At 71.7% G+C, this 12,985-nt stretch carries 15 protein-coding genes and 1 pseudogene; 6 read left to right on the top strand and 10 right to left on the bottom strand.

Annotated elements, in window-relative coordinates; translation table 11 throughout:
- Positions 1-8 precede the first annotated feature (8 nt).
- On the bottom strand, positions 9-611 hold the full coding sequence (locus ABME02_RS01735; protein ID WP_436408225.1) for a PadR family transcriptional regulator: 603 nt from the start codon (positions 609-611) through the stop codon (positions 9-11).
- A 150-nt stretch (positions 612-761) separates the two neighbouring features.
- On the opposite strand from ABME02_RS01735, the gene ABME02_RS01730 reads away from it, so the two are divergent.
- A complete protein-coding gene (locus tag ABME02_RS01730) occupies positions 762-1,784 on the top strand; it encodes an alpha/beta hydrolase (protein WP_353813541.1) in 1,023 nt (340 codons plus the stop codon).
- Positions 1,785-1,840: 56 nt separating this feature from the next.
- Here ABME02_RS01730 and ABME02_RS01725 read toward each other — a convergent pair whose 3' ends face one another.
- Positions 1,841-2,776: an EamA family transporter gene (locus tag ABME02_RS01725; RefSeq protein ID WP_353813539.1), complete on the bottom strand. Its 936-nt coding sequence runs from the start codon at positions 2,774-2,776 to the stop codon at positions 1,841-1,843.
- 72 nt (positions 2,777-2,848) lie between these two features.
- Between ABME02_RS01725 and ABME02_RS01720 the strand changes: the two genes are divergently transcribed.
- Entirely contained in the window at positions 2,849-3,796 is a 948-nt protein-coding gene (locus ABME02_RS01720) for a LysR family transcriptional regulator (protein WP_353813538.1), read from the top strand.
- A 51-nt stretch (positions 3,797-3,847) separates the two neighbouring features.
- On the opposite strand, the gene ABME02_RS01715 is transcribed toward ABME02_RS01720, so the two are convergent.
- Genes ABME02_RS01715 through ABME02_RS01705 form a run of 3 tightly spaced genes read right to left on the bottom strand, consistent with a single transcriptional unit; the run spans position 3,848 to position 5,639 of the window.
- Positions 3,848-4,564, bottom strand: a complete 717-nt coding sequence (locus ABME02_RS01715) for a hypothetical protein (RefSeq protein WP_353813537.1) — start codon at positions 4,562-4,564, stop codon at positions 3,848-3,850.
- Positions 4,561-5,292, bottom strand: coding sequence for a hypothetical protein (locus tag ABME02_RS01710; RefSeq protein ID WP_353813536.1), 732 nt, complete (start codon positions 5,290-5,292; stop codon positions 4,561-4,563). Before ABME02_RS01710 ends, ABME02_RS01715 begins: the two co-directional genes overlap by 4 nt.
- On the bottom strand, positions 5,289-5,639 hold the full coding sequence (locus ABME02_RS01705; RefSeq protein ID WP_353813535.1) for a PadR family transcriptional regulator: 351 nt from the start codon (positions 5,637-5,639) through the stop codon (positions 5,289-5,291). The genes ABME02_RS01710 and ABME02_RS01705 overlap by 4 nt, the downstream gene beginning before the upstream one ends.
- 80 nt (positions 5,640-5,719) lie before the next feature.
- Here ABME02_RS01705 and ABME02_RS01700 point away from each other — a divergent pair, with 80 nt between their 5' ends.
- Positions 5,720-6,625, top strand: a complete 906-nt coding sequence (locus tag ABME02_RS01700; protein ID WP_353813534.1) for an aminoglycoside phosphotransferase family protein — start codon at positions 5,720-5,722, stop codon at positions 6,623-6,625.
- A gap of 167 nt (positions 6,626-6,792) precedes the next feature.
- Here the strand turns inward: ABME02_RS01700 and ABME02_RS01695 are convergent, their stop codons facing one another.
- Entirely contained in the window at positions 6,793-8,211 is a 1,419-nt protein-coding gene (locus tag ABME02_RS01695) for an HNH endonuclease signature motif containing protein (protein ID WP_353813533.1), read from the bottom strand.
- A 462-nt stretch (positions 8,212-8,673) separates the two neighbouring features.
- Entirely contained in the window at positions 8,674-9,759 is a 1,086-nt protein-coding gene (locus tag ABME02_RS01690) for a LuxR C-terminal-related transcriptional regulator (RefSeq protein WP_353813532.1), read from the bottom strand.
- Between the two features lie 71 nt (positions 9,760-9,830).
- Here ABME02_RS01690 and ABME02_RS01685 point away from each other — a divergent pair, with 71 nt between their 5' ends.
- The 3 genes from ABME02_RS01685 (at position 9,831) to ABME02_RS01675 (ending at position 11,344) form a co-directional block, all read left to right on the top strand.
- Positions 9,831-10,343 (top strand): cupin domain-containing protein, encoded by a 513-nt coding sequence (locus ABME02_RS01685; RefSeq protein WP_353813531.1) that lies wholly within the window; start codon positions 9,831-9,833, stop codon positions 10,341-10,343.
- A complete protein-coding gene (locus ABME02_RS01680) occupies positions 10,282-10,896 on the top strand; it encodes a hypothetical protein (protein WP_353813530.1) in 615 nt (204 codons plus the stop codon). The genes ABME02_RS01685 and ABME02_RS01680 overlap by 62 nt, the downstream gene beginning before the upstream one ends.
- Before the next feature lie 94 nt (positions 10,897-10,990).
- Positions 10,991-11,344: a SpoIIAA family protein gene (locus tag ABME02_RS01675; RefSeq protein ID WP_353813529.1), complete on the top strand. Its 354-nt coding sequence runs from the start codon at positions 10,991-10,993 to the stop codon at positions 11,342-11,344.
- 30 nt (positions 11,345-11,374) lie between these two features.
- On the opposite strand, the gene ABME02_RS01670 is transcribed toward ABME02_RS01675, so the two are convergent.
- The 3 genes and pseudogenes from ABME02_RS01670 to ABME02_RS01660 form a co-directional block, all read right to left on the bottom strand.
- Complete coding sequence (locus tag ABME02_RS01670) at positions 11,375-11,506, bottom strand: SDR family oxidoreductase (protein ID WP_353813528.1); 132 nt, start codon at positions 11,504-11,506, stop codon at positions 11,375-11,377.
- Positions 11,507-11,663: 157 nt separating this feature from the next.
- A pseudogene (locus ABME02_RS01665) lies at positions 11,664-12,182 on the bottom strand (SDR family NAD(P)-dependent oxidoreductase); the annotation flags it as partial.
- Between the two features lies 1 nt (position 12,183).
- Complete coding sequence (locus tag ABME02_RS01660; protein WP_353813527.1) at positions 12,184-12,981, bottom strand: alpha/beta hydrolase; 798 nt, start codon at positions 12,979-12,981, stop codon at positions 12,184-12,186.
- Between the last annotated feature and the right edge of the window lie 4 nt (positions 12,982-12,985).

Below are 12,985 nucleotides of genomic sequence, written 5' to 3'. Positions count from 1 at the left end.
GCACTCGGTCAGCCCTGGGCGAGGATCGAGTAGAGCTTGCGGCGCGCGTCCTCGAGCACCTCGACCGCTTCCTTCACCTGGTCGGGGGTGCCGGTGCGGCCGACTTGCGCGGCCGCCTGCGCGAGCTCGATGCCGGCCTTGGGCAGCGCGCCCGACATGCCGAAGTCGCGCCCGCCGCCGCTCCCGCCGGTGCCGCTGCCGGGCGGGGTCGGCCAGGGCGGGGTGCGGTCAGCGGATGCCTCGGCCTCGGCCGTGCCCGCCTCGGTCAGCGTGTACGTCTTGCGTCCACCCTCCTCCTCCGCGGTGATGAGTCCCTCGTCGGCGAGCAGCTGCAGCGTCGGGTAGACCGAGCCCGCGCTCGGCTTCCAGGCCCCGCCGCTGCGCTCGGCGATCTCGGTGATGATCTGGTAGCCGTGCATCGGCTTCTCAGCGAGCAGTGCGAGCACCGCCGCGCGGACGTCGCCCTTGCCCATGCGGGGTGCGACCTTCTGCTCGAACATCCCGCGCAGCTCTTGCATGGCATCCCAGAGGCCCTGCCCCGGGTTGCCCCGGCCCCAGTTGCCCGAGCCGCTGCCGAAGCCGCCGCCCATGTACGAACCTGAATCGCTCATGATCTGCCTCCCTGAACCGGGGCCCTGTTCGGGTCTCGACGATATGTCAACGATATATCGCTCACCGTCGACGGTGGTCGTGAATCTGCTGGGAGGTTCGCGTGCACCAGAATCGAGATCACCATGACGAGCAGCCCTCGCGCAGAAGACGTGAAACCCGCCCCCGCGCGCATGCGCATCGCCGACCTGCACCCGGAGCTCCGACGCGCGTATCGGTGGTTCCCCCGCCCGCAGGTCCGACACGGGTGGCAGCGGCGGATGGCGCAGGCCGCCCTCGGGCTCATCCCGACGCCGAAGCCCGCCGAGGGTGTGCGGTTCGAGCGGGTCGACTTCGACGTCCCCGGCACCGGGGTCCGGGTGTTCACGCCCACGGACGCCACTGCGCCCGTGTCGCCCGAGCCTCGGTCGGCCGAGTCCCAGTCGGCCGGGTCCGGGGCCGGCGCTCGCGGTGCGCTGCTGTGGATCCACGGCGGCGGCCTCGTGATCGGCGCCGCCGCGCAGGATGATGCCTGGTGCGCGCGGCTCGCGGAGCGACTCGGCATCGTCGTCGTGGCGGTCGAGTACCGGCTCGCCCCGGAGCATCCGTTCCCGGCAGCCCTCGACGACTGCGTCGCGGCGCGGCGGTGGGTGCAGGATGCCGCGGCCGCGCGCGGCATCGACCCGGCCCGTGTCGCGGTCGGCGGGCAGAGTGCCGGCGGCGGACTCGCGGCCGCGCTCGCGCAGCGCCTGTTCGACGAGGGCGGAACCCAGCCCGTCGCACAACTGCTGTATTGCCCGATGCTCGACGACCGCACCGCGGCGCGGCGCGACCTCGACGCGGTGCGGCATTTCGCCTGGACCAACCGCGACAACCTCGTCGGCTGGTCGTCGTATCTCCAGGCTGCGCCCGGCGCCGACACCACGCCCGACTTCGCCGTGCCGGCCCGCCGCGCCGACCTGGCGGGGTTGCCGCCGGCGTGGATCGGGGTGGGCGACATCGACCTGTTCCACGACGAGGATCTCGCCTATGCCGCCGCACTCCGCGATGCGGGCGTCGAGTGCAGGGTCGACGTGGTGCCGGGCGCGCCGCACGGCTTCGAGTCGATCGCCCGGGCCGCCGGCGTGACGCGGGCGTTCCACGCCCGCGCGCGGGCCTGGCTGGGGGAGCGGCTCGCGGCGTCCGCCGAGGTCTGAGCTCGGGCGTTCCGGCGCCTGATCGTCATGGTGGACGCTCGGCGGCCGGGATCGCGTCATCCCGACCGCGGCCCCACCGTCTCCAGAGCGGATGCCTCCGGCGCCGCCGCAGCCTTCGCCTTCCGCCGCTCCGGCGCGTTCGCGATGAACACCCCGGCCACGAGCACGGCCCCGCCGACTGTCTCCCATACATTCGGCACCTGCCCGAGCAGCACCGCCGCCGACGCCATCGCGACGACCGGCGCGAGCAGCACCCACGGCACGACCGAGGCCGAGCGGTTCCGCGCGAGCAGCCCGTTGAAGATCGCGTACCCGACGAGCGTGCAGAGGCCTGCGGTGTAGAGCGTCGAGAGCAGCGGGCGCCATCCGAATGCGGCGACGCCGGCGGCGATCGCGTCGGGCCCCTCGATGAGGGCCGACAGGCCGAGCGCGGGCAGCGGCACGACGAGCGACGACCACACCGTGAGCGACAGGGCGCCGAATCGCCGCGCGGGCGCGACCGGGCCGGCCTTCCGCGAGATGACGTTCCCGATCGCCCAGGACAGCGCGGCGAGCAGGCACAGCACGACCGCGAGCGCCGGCGCGTCGCCGCCGCGACCGAGGGCGACGACGCCGAGCCCCACCGTCCCGAGCAGCACTCCCGCGACCTGCAGCCGCGTGGGCCGCTCGCGCAGCGCGAGCGCGGCGACGAGGATCGTGAGCACGACCTGCGCCTGCAGCAGCAGGGCGGCGATGCCGGGCTGCAGGCCGAGTGCGATCGACGTGTAGAGCAGGGCGAACTGGCCGAGGCTCATGAAGAGGCCGACGCCGACGACGGTCTTCCAGCTCGCGAGCGGGCGCGGCACGAGGACCACGGCGAGGGCGACGACGGCGAACCGGATGGCGACGAAGAACAGCGGCGGGATGCCGTCCATGCCCCAGTCGATGACGACGAAGTTGAAGCCCCACATCGTCGCCACCAGCGCGGCCAGCAGCATGTCGCGTCTCGTCATGGGTCAAGGGTGGCCCGAGGCATCCGGAAACACCAGAGACCATTTCTCCTCATGAATCGGTAGCATTGCTGCATGATCGATCTCGAAGCCGTGGTTGCGCTGCGCGCGGTGGCCACGAACGGCAGCGTCGCGGCGGCGGCGGATGCGCTGGGGTTCACGCCGTCGGCGGTGTCGCAGCAGATCAAGCGCCTCGAGCGCGGCACGCGGGTCGCGCTGCTCGAGCGCGCGGGTCGCGGTGTGGTGCTGACGGATGCCGGTCGCCACCTCGTCACGTCGTCGGCGACGGTGCTCGCCGACCTGGAGCGCATCGAGGCCGACCTGCATCTCGCAGGCCGGGGGCCTGGGGTGGATGGCGCGGCCGCGCGCCGCATCACGGGCGAGGTGCGCATCGGGGCGTTCTCGACGGCGGTGCGGGGGCTGCTGGTCGACGTGCTGCCGCGGCTGCGGGCGGAGCATCCGGAGCTGCGGGTGCCGATGCGCGAGAGCGAGCCGTGGGAGACGATCGCGCTTGTCGCCTCGGGCCAGCGCGACCTCGGCATCGTGCACCGGTGGGGCGGCGTCGCGCTCGCGATGCCCGACCACCTGGTCGAGACGCCCCTGTTCACGGATGTCGCGGACGTGATCCTGCGCCGCGAGCATCCGCTCGCGCTCGCCGGGGCCGCGGCGCTCACGCCGCAGGACCTCGCCGACGAGGAGTGGGTCGCGACGTTCGACTCGACGATCTGCCGCCAGTGGCTGCGGCGCCTGTTCGACGGCGTCTCGAACGCGCCCCGCATCGTGCACGAGTCGATGGAGTTCGAGAACCACCTCGAACTCGTGCGCGCCGGTCTCGGGGTTGCGCTGGTGCCGCGCCTCGGGCGGTCGCAGCTGCCCGATGACCTCGTGGCGATCCCGACCGTGCGGCCGGCGTCGGTGCGCGGCGTCGCGGCCGTGCATCGCCGCAGCCAGGCGGATTCGCCGGCGCTGCAGGCGGTGCTCGATGCGGTGCGGGATGCCACGGCCCGTCGCGACGCGGCCTGAGGTCCTCGGAGCTGGAGCGCGCCCGGTGTCCGATGCCTCGAGCGGTGCGGCCTAGTTGGCGTCGTCCATTCCGGTGTAGTGCACGGATGCCCCGTGGCATCCGGCCTGCGTCCAGTCGTAGGCGTCGCCGAGCGGTTGGTCGTCAGCGCCCCAGAACGCCTCCTGCCATTCGGGAGTCCGGGCGTCGTTGAAGGCGTCGAGCTCGTCGCGAACCGCCATCGTGTCGCCGTTCTCCCAGGTCTGCCACATCGGAATGAAGGCCGCCCGGAACCCCTTCTCGGCCATGCACGCCGCGTCGAGGTGGTCCTGCATCAGGCCGACCTCGACGTCGATCGCCCATTTCTCGACGAACTCCGCCGACGGCCTCGGGATCAGGTCGAGGTCGGAGGTCTCGTCGTACACGGTGTACCCGAGGATGGTGGCGATGCCGCCGGGGGCCTGTTCGACGTCGCCGTCGACCGAAGCGGATGCCTCACCTGAAGCGGATGCCGCTGCCGGCGACGCACTCGGCTCGGGGCCGGTCGGCGTGAGCGTCGGGTCCGTCGCCGAATCGGTTGCGGTCGGCGGGACGTCCGACGCCGCGGCCGACAACTGCTCGTATCGGTTGACCTCGGAGACGGCCGCTGCGGTGAGGGCTGCACCGGTTCCGAGGGCGATGACCGCTCCGACGGCGCCGATGAGGAGTGCGACGCGGCGCCGCGGCATCCGTCGGCCCCGTCGCGCTTCGTCGCGTCGACGCTCGTCATCGAGCAGGTCCTGCATGTTCATCGGGATTCCTCTCCGGTAGGGACGGATGCGGCAGCTGTCGGGAGGCGGCGCGCCGGGTTCGCCCACTGGGCGGTGCCGGCGAGGCAGAGGATCGCGATGCCGGTGCCGATGGCCCAGGCGGCGGATTCGAGCCACGTCACCCGGTTGATCACGAGGAGCGCGGTCGCACTGATGTAGTACAGCGCCTCGACGCTCTGCGCGAAGATCAGGAGGCCGGTGACGGCGAGCACCGCCGCACCCCAGTGCCGCGTGCGTCGGTGCCACAACAGCGCGGTGGCGACGAGCGCGACCGCGCCGAGGGCGATGGTGAGCGCGGCGGAGTTCGGGACCCAACTGATGTCGTCGATCAGGAGTGCGCGCACCTGGCGGGCCGCGGTGAACGCGCCGACCGCGACCTGCACGATGCCGATGACTGCCACCGCGGCGAGGAGCAGCCCGTCGGCGCGCGGCAGGCTGAACCGGATGCCCTCGCGGCCGGTGAGCTGCGCGCGCCGCCAGCCGAGGTCAGCCGGGATGCCGCGCAGCATCCGCGTTCGGATCGACCGGGCCGTGGCGCGCCGGCCGATGCCGGCGTCGGACGCCCACGCCGTGTGCTCGTGCAGGTCGGAGAGGATCTCGTGCTGCCGGTCGGCCGCGACGAGGGGATCGAGCCCGCCCGTGTAGCGCAGCGTCCAGTGCAGCGTCGCCCGGGCGGCGCGTTCGACCGCTCGGTCGTTTCGGCCGGTCATGCGAGCGCCTCTCCGGTCACGGTGCCGCGCTGCTGCTCGGCGCGGGCGGCCGCACGAAACGCGGCCTCACCGGCTCCGGTCACCCGGTAGAGGCGTCGACGCGGGCGTCCGTCGGCTTCGGCCAGCTCGGGCGCTTCCCATTCGGATTCGAGCAGCCCCGCGGCATCCATTCGATTCAGGGCGCGGTAGAGCGTGCCGTGGGCGATCAGTGCGGATCCGTCCCGTTCGGAGAGCGTGCGCGCGAGCGCGAAGCCGAAGAACGACCCCTCGCGCGGCTGGATGGTGAGCCCCGCATCGAGGATCGCGAGCTCGATCGGGAGGAGCACTCCAGGGCGTCGTCGTGGCATGGTCGCGACTATACGCACCTATGTGCGTATAAAACAAGGGTGTCGGTTCGGGGAGGCGTTCCGGTGCCAGACTGACGTGGATGGCCCTGCACCACGACGAGATCCCGATCGACGCCGACCTCGCGGCATCCGTCATTCGACGCGAGCGCCCCGAGTGGGCCGACCTCCCTCTGGTCCGTGCCGGGGGAGGCACGGACAACGTCATGTTCCGCCTCGGCGATGAAATGCTGGTGCGGATGCCGCGGACGCCCGGCGGCGTCGCTTCGCTGCGAAAGGAGCGCGAGTGGATGCCGCGGCTCGCGCCTCGGCTCCCGGTGCGCATACCCGAGCCGGTGCACGCCGGTGTTCCGTCGGATCGGTACCCGCTGGACTGGTCGGTGTACCGGTGGATCGAGGGCGCCCCGCCGGCATCCGACACGGTCGACGACTGGGCGCGGTTCGGCGCCGACCTGGCGGAGTTCGTCCGCGACCTGCACCGCATCGACCTGATGGGGGCCGAACGGGAGAGGGAGCTGAGCTGGTACCGCGGCGGCAGCCTGCGCGAGCCGGTGTCGTGGGTGGAGCCCGCCTTCGCGGCGTCCCGCCCCCTGGTCGGCGACTCGCTCGACGTCGACCGGCTCGAACGGTGGTGGCGCGACGCGCTCGCGCTGCCCGACTCGCCGGCGCCGCACGTGTGGCTGCACGGCGACCTGCGCCCGGGCAACCTGCTCGCCCGTGACGGGCGGCTGTGCGCGGTCATCGACTTCGGCGCGCTCTCGGTGGGGGCACCCGACGCCGAGCACGCCGCAGTCTGGGACCTGCCGCCGGCGGCGCGCCGTGCCTATCGGGACGCGCTCGACCTCGACGAGCCGACGTGGCTGCGTGCCCGCGGTTGGGCGATCGCGGTCGCGGTGAGCGGCATCCCGTACTACTGGGGCACGTTCCCGGAGTTCGTGGCGGAGTGCGTGGCGCGGCTCGAGGCGATCCTCGCCGACGGCGGGCACTGACGGGGTTCCGAGGCGACGACCGAGTCGCCCGGGCGTCGATGATGTCGAAGCTCGGGCGCGGGCCTGGCATCGTCGCCGTTGTTCGAGATCACGAACTCGCAGCAAGAAGTTCGACGACGTGTGGTGATCATGATGCCCGAGTGCGCGCTGAACGCATCCGCCCGGCGTCATGCCGCGCGCGCCTCGCGCAGCTCGAATCGCGCCCGGCCCCCGAGTCTTGGCACCTGGGCTGGGTCGATGCGCGGTGGTGGGATGAACCAGACCTCGGTGGGGCCCGGGCGGATCTGCCATCCGTCGCGGTGGATCATGTGGTGGCAGAAGCTGCAGAGCAGGACTCCGTTCGAGAGGTCGGTCGGGCCGGCGTCCCGTTCCCACCAGTCGATGTGGTGGGCTTCGACGTAGCCGATGTTCTGGCCGCAGGAGGCGCAGCCGCCGTCGCGTTCGCCGAGCGCGAGCCGCTGCGCCTTGGTGAAGAGTCGGGCGGCCCGGCCGAGGTCGAGCAGCAGGCTGTCGCCACCGAGCACGGCTGGGATGAGTTCCGCGTCGGCAGCCATGCGGCGCGCGGTGGCGGGGGAGATCGGCTGTTCGAGGCCGTCGATACTCGCGTGCCCGAGCCCGTCGATGAGGGTGTCGAGGTCGACGCGAACCACGACCGTGGTCTTCGCGAGCGCCGCCGTCGTTTGGCTGCAGCCGAGGGTATGGCGGGCGAGTGCAGCGAGCGCGTCGGCTTGGAGCTGCGGAATCGACCGCCGGTCTTCGACCGCAGGGCTGATGGCCCCCGGCTCGCGCCGGCGCAGCGCATCGCTGACGAGCGCCTCGATCGCCGCCTTCACCGGTGCGGCGCTCTCGGGGTCGAGGCGGGCATGCAGGTGCACCACCCCGTGGTTGTCTTCGCGCATCATCAGTGAGCGCCCCATGCGCAGCTCGTCGTCGCGGGGCTCGACTCCGTCCGGGTCGAGCCGCGCCTCGGCCTCGCGCACCCCGCGCATCAGCGTCTCGAGCGGCACCCGCGCTGCCAGATCGACCAGTGCCGCCTCGACCACGTCGACCCGGCTCACCTCAGCCCGGGCCGCCGACCGGTCGAGCATCGACGTGATCGCGGCCGCCGCCTCGATGCTGATGGTCGCCGTCTCGACCGCCGCTGCGACATGCGGATGCCGCGCCGGCATCCGCTCACCACTGAACGCCTGCCGCTCGGCGGTCGCGGCACCGACGGCGATCAGCCGGTGTGCGTCCGACCGCGACGCTCCCGTCGCGGCCGCGATCAGGCGCACCGGATTGTGGAATCCCTGTGCCTTCGCGAGACCGTCGACGCCGAACTCGGGCCCGGACCGTTTCGCCACCTCGGCGGCGACCCTGGCGAAGACCGCATCGACTTCACGACGTGCCTCGGCGAGTGCATCGACGACCCGCACCAGCCCGGCATCGCCCATCCGTTCCACATCGACCTGAACCGCCCCACTCGCCGGCATCGCACCCGCCCACGTCTCCCGCAGCGCTGCCACACCGCGCTCGAGCGCAGCCAGCGCGGGCACCGCCGCGTGCGCCGGGTGCGTCGGCTGCGCGGGGGTCGGGGGCTCTTCCATGCTTCGATCCTGCACCCACCCACCGACATCCGCTCGCGCTCGAAATCTCCGTTGACCAGCGATTCTTCCTGTGGATGAATCGATGCGAAGGCGCCTTGTGGAGGAGAAGTCAGCAGGGCGTGCCGCGCTCCGTGATCAGCATGGACGTCACTGGATCGACGGCGCCTGCGCTTGGATCGGGTCGACGAGCAGCGATGCCGCCGCCCGCCCGCGCACGCCGCCCGCCCCAGACGCCCACGCCGGCCGCCCGCCGGCGCTAGCGGCGGCGAAGCGTCGCGCCACCCCGAAGGCGGCCGGCCGCGTCATCCGCCGTCTCAGCTCAGCGCGTCGGGCAGGCTCAGCACCGCCAGCACGGCGACGACCGGCGTCATCGTGCCGTCGGGCCGGGGAGGATCGCACCCGATCATCGCCGGCCGCACATGATGGCTACCGCCGCTGGCCGTTGGGCAGCCGCCGAGCGTGTCAGTCGCCTGCGAAGACACGTTCTTCGAACGCAGGACGGAGATGCTCGGTGAAGAGTCGCGCGACGAGTTCGCCGCGTGTGTTGACGCCGCACTTCCGGTAGATCGCCTTGACGTGGTCGCGCACGGTGTATGGCGAGAGGGTGAGCTCGGCGGCGATGTCCTTGCTCGTCAGGCCGCGGGCGAGCGACATGACGATGGTGATCTCGCGCTCGGTCAACCCGTAGGTCTCCAGCATCATCGGCAGCAGATCGGCCGGCCGGGCGGGTTCGAGCGTCAGGGCGACATGACCGTCGTGGGCCTCGGTCGGGGCGGCCGTGACGCGCAGCCATCGGCCCGACGCGGCTTGGATCCGCGTGGTCATGATCGTCTGGGAGTTGCTGTGCCGTGCTCTGGTGAGCAGCGCGAGCAGCAGCCCTGGCAGTTCGTCGGCCGCGTTATCGCCGCCGTAGCGGAACCCGCGTACGGACTCCAGCATCCGGTGGCCGTCGGCGGTCAGGTGCTCGATGCGGTTCTCGCCGTCGACGACCAGGATGGCCGTCGAGGCATCCGCTTGGGACTCGCCGTGGATCACCGCCTGGCGGAGGGCGCGGGCGATGAGATGGCCGACGGTCTGCACGTCGCGGACCTCCGCGTCGGTGAATGCGCCGTTCGGTTCGTCGCGGATCAGCGTGCCGACTCCCCAGCAGGTCGATCCGAGCACGAAGGCGACGCGCAACTCGTCGGAGGCGCCCAGCCCGGCGTACAGGTCGTTGAACAGCGGCGAGCGGGTCAGTTCTCCGTCGGTGGCGTCGAACAGCGTGCTCACGGGCGGCGCGCGCCGGGCGAGGTCAGCGAACTTGTTGTAGCCCGGTGAGACCAGTTCCAGATCCCAGAACGGAGCGCATGCGGAGGGATCGAAACCTTCGACCACGCCGGCAGTGGGCAGGATGGTACGTGGGTCGACGGTCATCACGGCGGCCCATCGGAACACCGCCACGTCGTGCAGCGCGCGGAGCGCGGCCTGGAGGACCTCGTCGACGTCCTCATCGACGCCGGAGTGCTGGAGGAGCCGGTCGCGCGCATGGATCAGCGCGGATGCCACCATGGTCCGAACGCTAGTCCCGTGGGCCGCAGCCCGCATCCCCTGTTTGCGGGGGTTCTCCATCGGCATGCGGGATGGCGCGGCGCGGCCGCCGAGCGCATCGTGAGCGTATGACGTCGCTCGACGCAGCCTCGGTCACCGCCGCCGGATCCACCCGGTCGTGGTGGTGCCTCGGCGCCCGCGTGACCATCCACGTCGGGCGGGCCGACACCGGCGGGTTGTTCACGCTCGTCGACCTGCAGGCCGAACCCGGTTTCCGTCTGCCCCGGCACGTGCACCGGGTCGAGGACGAGGCCCTGCTCATCCGCAACGGTGCCCTCGACGTGCAGTGCGGCGACCGAACCTGGACCGCCGAGGCGGGTGCGTGCGTGTTCCTCCCGCAACGCGTGCCGCATGCGTTCGAGGTCGCCTCGCGCGAGCCACTGCGCGCCTGGCAGATCATCGCCCCTGGGGGGATCGAGGATCTGCTTCCCAAGCTGGGCCACCCGGCGCCCGGGCCGGGGCTGCCGCCTCCGCATGGGTGGGATGTCCCGGGACTCGTCGGGATCGCCGCCGAACACGGAATCGACATCCTGCCATGGCGATGATGCGGCCGAACCGGCCGCGACGCCACAGATGAGCCATCAGCGGGTTGGAAGAAGGAAAACGAACATCGATCAGGAGGTCATCATGATCACTCGAGCGCTCTTCGCCGTGCTGGCTGCCGCCGTGCTGGCGGCGGTACCCGTCGGCGCAGCCTCAGCGAACACCGATCAGGTCGAGCAGTTCAGGTTCGTGGGCGTCGACGACGATTTCAGCGCCGAGCTCACGGATCTCTGCGGTATTCCGCTCACCGTGACGGTCGACGCCCATGAGACGCACCTGTTCTTCGAAGACCGGGGGCAGTTCATCATCCACTACACGGCCGTGATCACGGGAGGCGCCAACGTCATCCAGCTGGCCGAGAACTTCGTCGAGACCGACACGGACGACAGCGTCACGTGGGTCGGCGTGCCCTTCCACGTTCTGGATGCGGAGGGGAGGACCCTCATCAGGGACGCCGGCTATGCCTCGTTCGCCTTCGAAGACGGGATGGTGACGCTCCACGGTCCGCACCCGGGCTTCTACGGCTTCGACATCTGCGGCGCGCTGATGGGGTGAGGGTCCGCGGCGGGCAACAGGACCAACGCCCTCTCGACGCCGACGCCCCCGCGCGCAAGGCTGGGCAGGGAAGACGAGAGAGCGGAGCACTCCGATGACGATTACGCAGTCCGACCGCAGTAGTGGTGACATCCTCGGGTTCGTCGTGTCCGGCGACGTGACGAAGGCCGACTACGACGTGATGACGCCCGCGGTCGAGGCCGCGGTCGAGGAGCACGGCACGGTGAAGCTGATGCTCGACCTCAGCGACTTCCGGTGGGAGAAGGTCGGCGCGTGGGGTTCCGACCTGCACTTCGGTCGCGAGTTCCACGAGAAGGTCGCGCGCATGGCGATCATCGGCCACAAGAAGTGGGAGGAGCGCCTCGCCCACCTCGCCACCCCGTTCTACGCGCAGGAGGCGGCGTACTTCGACGACCCGGATGCCGCCTGGGCCTGGCTCCGCAGCTGACCTCCGAGAGCGCGGCGGGCGCGGCAGGCTTCAGAGCTCCGCCGTGAGCCCACCGTCGATGACGACGTCCGCGCCGGTGATGTTGCCGGCGACCCGGTCGCTCGCGAGGAACGCCACGAGCGCGGCGACCTCCTCGGAGGTCGTGAACCGGCCGGTGACCATGGATGCCTCGGCACCCGCGACCACGTCCGCCCGGGGAGGCCCCGGCCCCGCCGCCGGCCGAGGCCGCGGCCGAGACCGTCGCCGCCACCCCTCCGTCGCCGAGCCAGAGGTCGGTCGCCACCGGACCCGGGCTCACGGTGTTGACGCGGATCCCGTCGCGACCGACCTCCTTCGACAGCGACTTCGAGAAGTTCACGACGGCCGCCTTCGCGGCGCTGTAGTCGATGACGGCGGGGTCGGGCAGTCGCGCGTTGACCGAGGCGACGGTCACGATGGCCCCGCGGCCGGCCGCTCGCATCGGCGCCAGGGCTGCCCGCGTCATCCGGATCGCGGTCATGGCGTCCAGCTGGAACGTGCCGATCCATTCCTCGTCGCTGACGGAGGCGAAGCCCCCCGTGCGCGGGCGTACCCCACCGACGTTGTTCACGAGGATCCGGAGCTGGCCGAGCCCTGCCGCCTGCTCGACGAGCGCGTCGGGGACGGCCGGATCGGTGAGGTCCGCATCCACCGGCACCACCGCTCCGTGCTCCGCGAGCTCCAGCAGCGCCGGCGTGAGCGTGCGGGATGCCGCGAGCACCCGTGCACCCTCGTCGGCGAGCGTCGAGGTGACGGCCAGTCCGATGCCCCGGCCGGCGCCCGTGACGATCGCGACGGCGCCGTCCAAGCCGAGGTCCACGTCACAGCCCCTGGGTCTTCAGCCACGCGAGCACGGCGTCGGCGACCTCGTTCCATCCGCTGTCGATCGTCAGCGAGTGCCCGCGACCCTCGAACTGCTGGAGCTCGTTGACCGTCATGGCATCCCGGTACTGCTTCAGCGTCGACCGCGTGACGACATCGGGAACGGTGTGGTCGGCGGTGCCGGAGATGAGCAGGAGCGGACCACGCGGATGCCGCTTGGTGTCGACCGCGGCCGGCGAGTGCATCTGGAAGTTCGCCGCGGCGGCCTGGAACAGCGGCCGGGCGGGCGACGGGATCGTCCACCGGTCGAACAGCGCGTCCGATTCCTCTTCGCTGACGGCGTTGCCGAACCCGTACCGGAACTGCGGCTTCGTGAGGGCCACCGACTTGTGCAGGTTGGTGGGGTTGCCGAGCGCGGGGAAGCCCGACCGCAGCTGTGCGAGCGGCAGCGGCAGCACGCCCTTGATCTGGGCGGGATCGATCGCGACGGCCCCGGCGCCGACGCCCTCGCCGAGGAGCTTCTCCGCGATCAGGCCGCCGAACGAGTGCCCGATCAGGATCGTCTCCTCGCCGAGGCCGTTCGCGACCTCCCCGAAGTGGGCGGCGAGTTCGTCGATGCCGATGTCGGCCACGGCATCCGGATTCGCGCGCGCCGCCTCGACGGTGTCGGCCTCGTTCGGCCACCCCGGGGCGACGGGGTCGTAGCCCGCTGCGCGGAACTTCTCGATCCACGGTTCCCAGCTCGTGGCGTGCAGCCACAGGCCGTGGATGAAGACGACGGGACGGTTCTCGGCCATGATC

The sequence above is a fragment of the Agromyces zhanjiangensis genome (assembly GCF_040496055.1).
Taxonomy (GTDB): Bacteria; Actinomycetota; Actinomycetes; order Actinomycetales; family Microbacteriaceae; genus Agromyces; species Agromyces zhanjiangensis.
The sequence above is the reverse complement of the archived record's forward strand: the minus strand, read 5'-3'. Positions and strand labels throughout refer to the sequence as shown.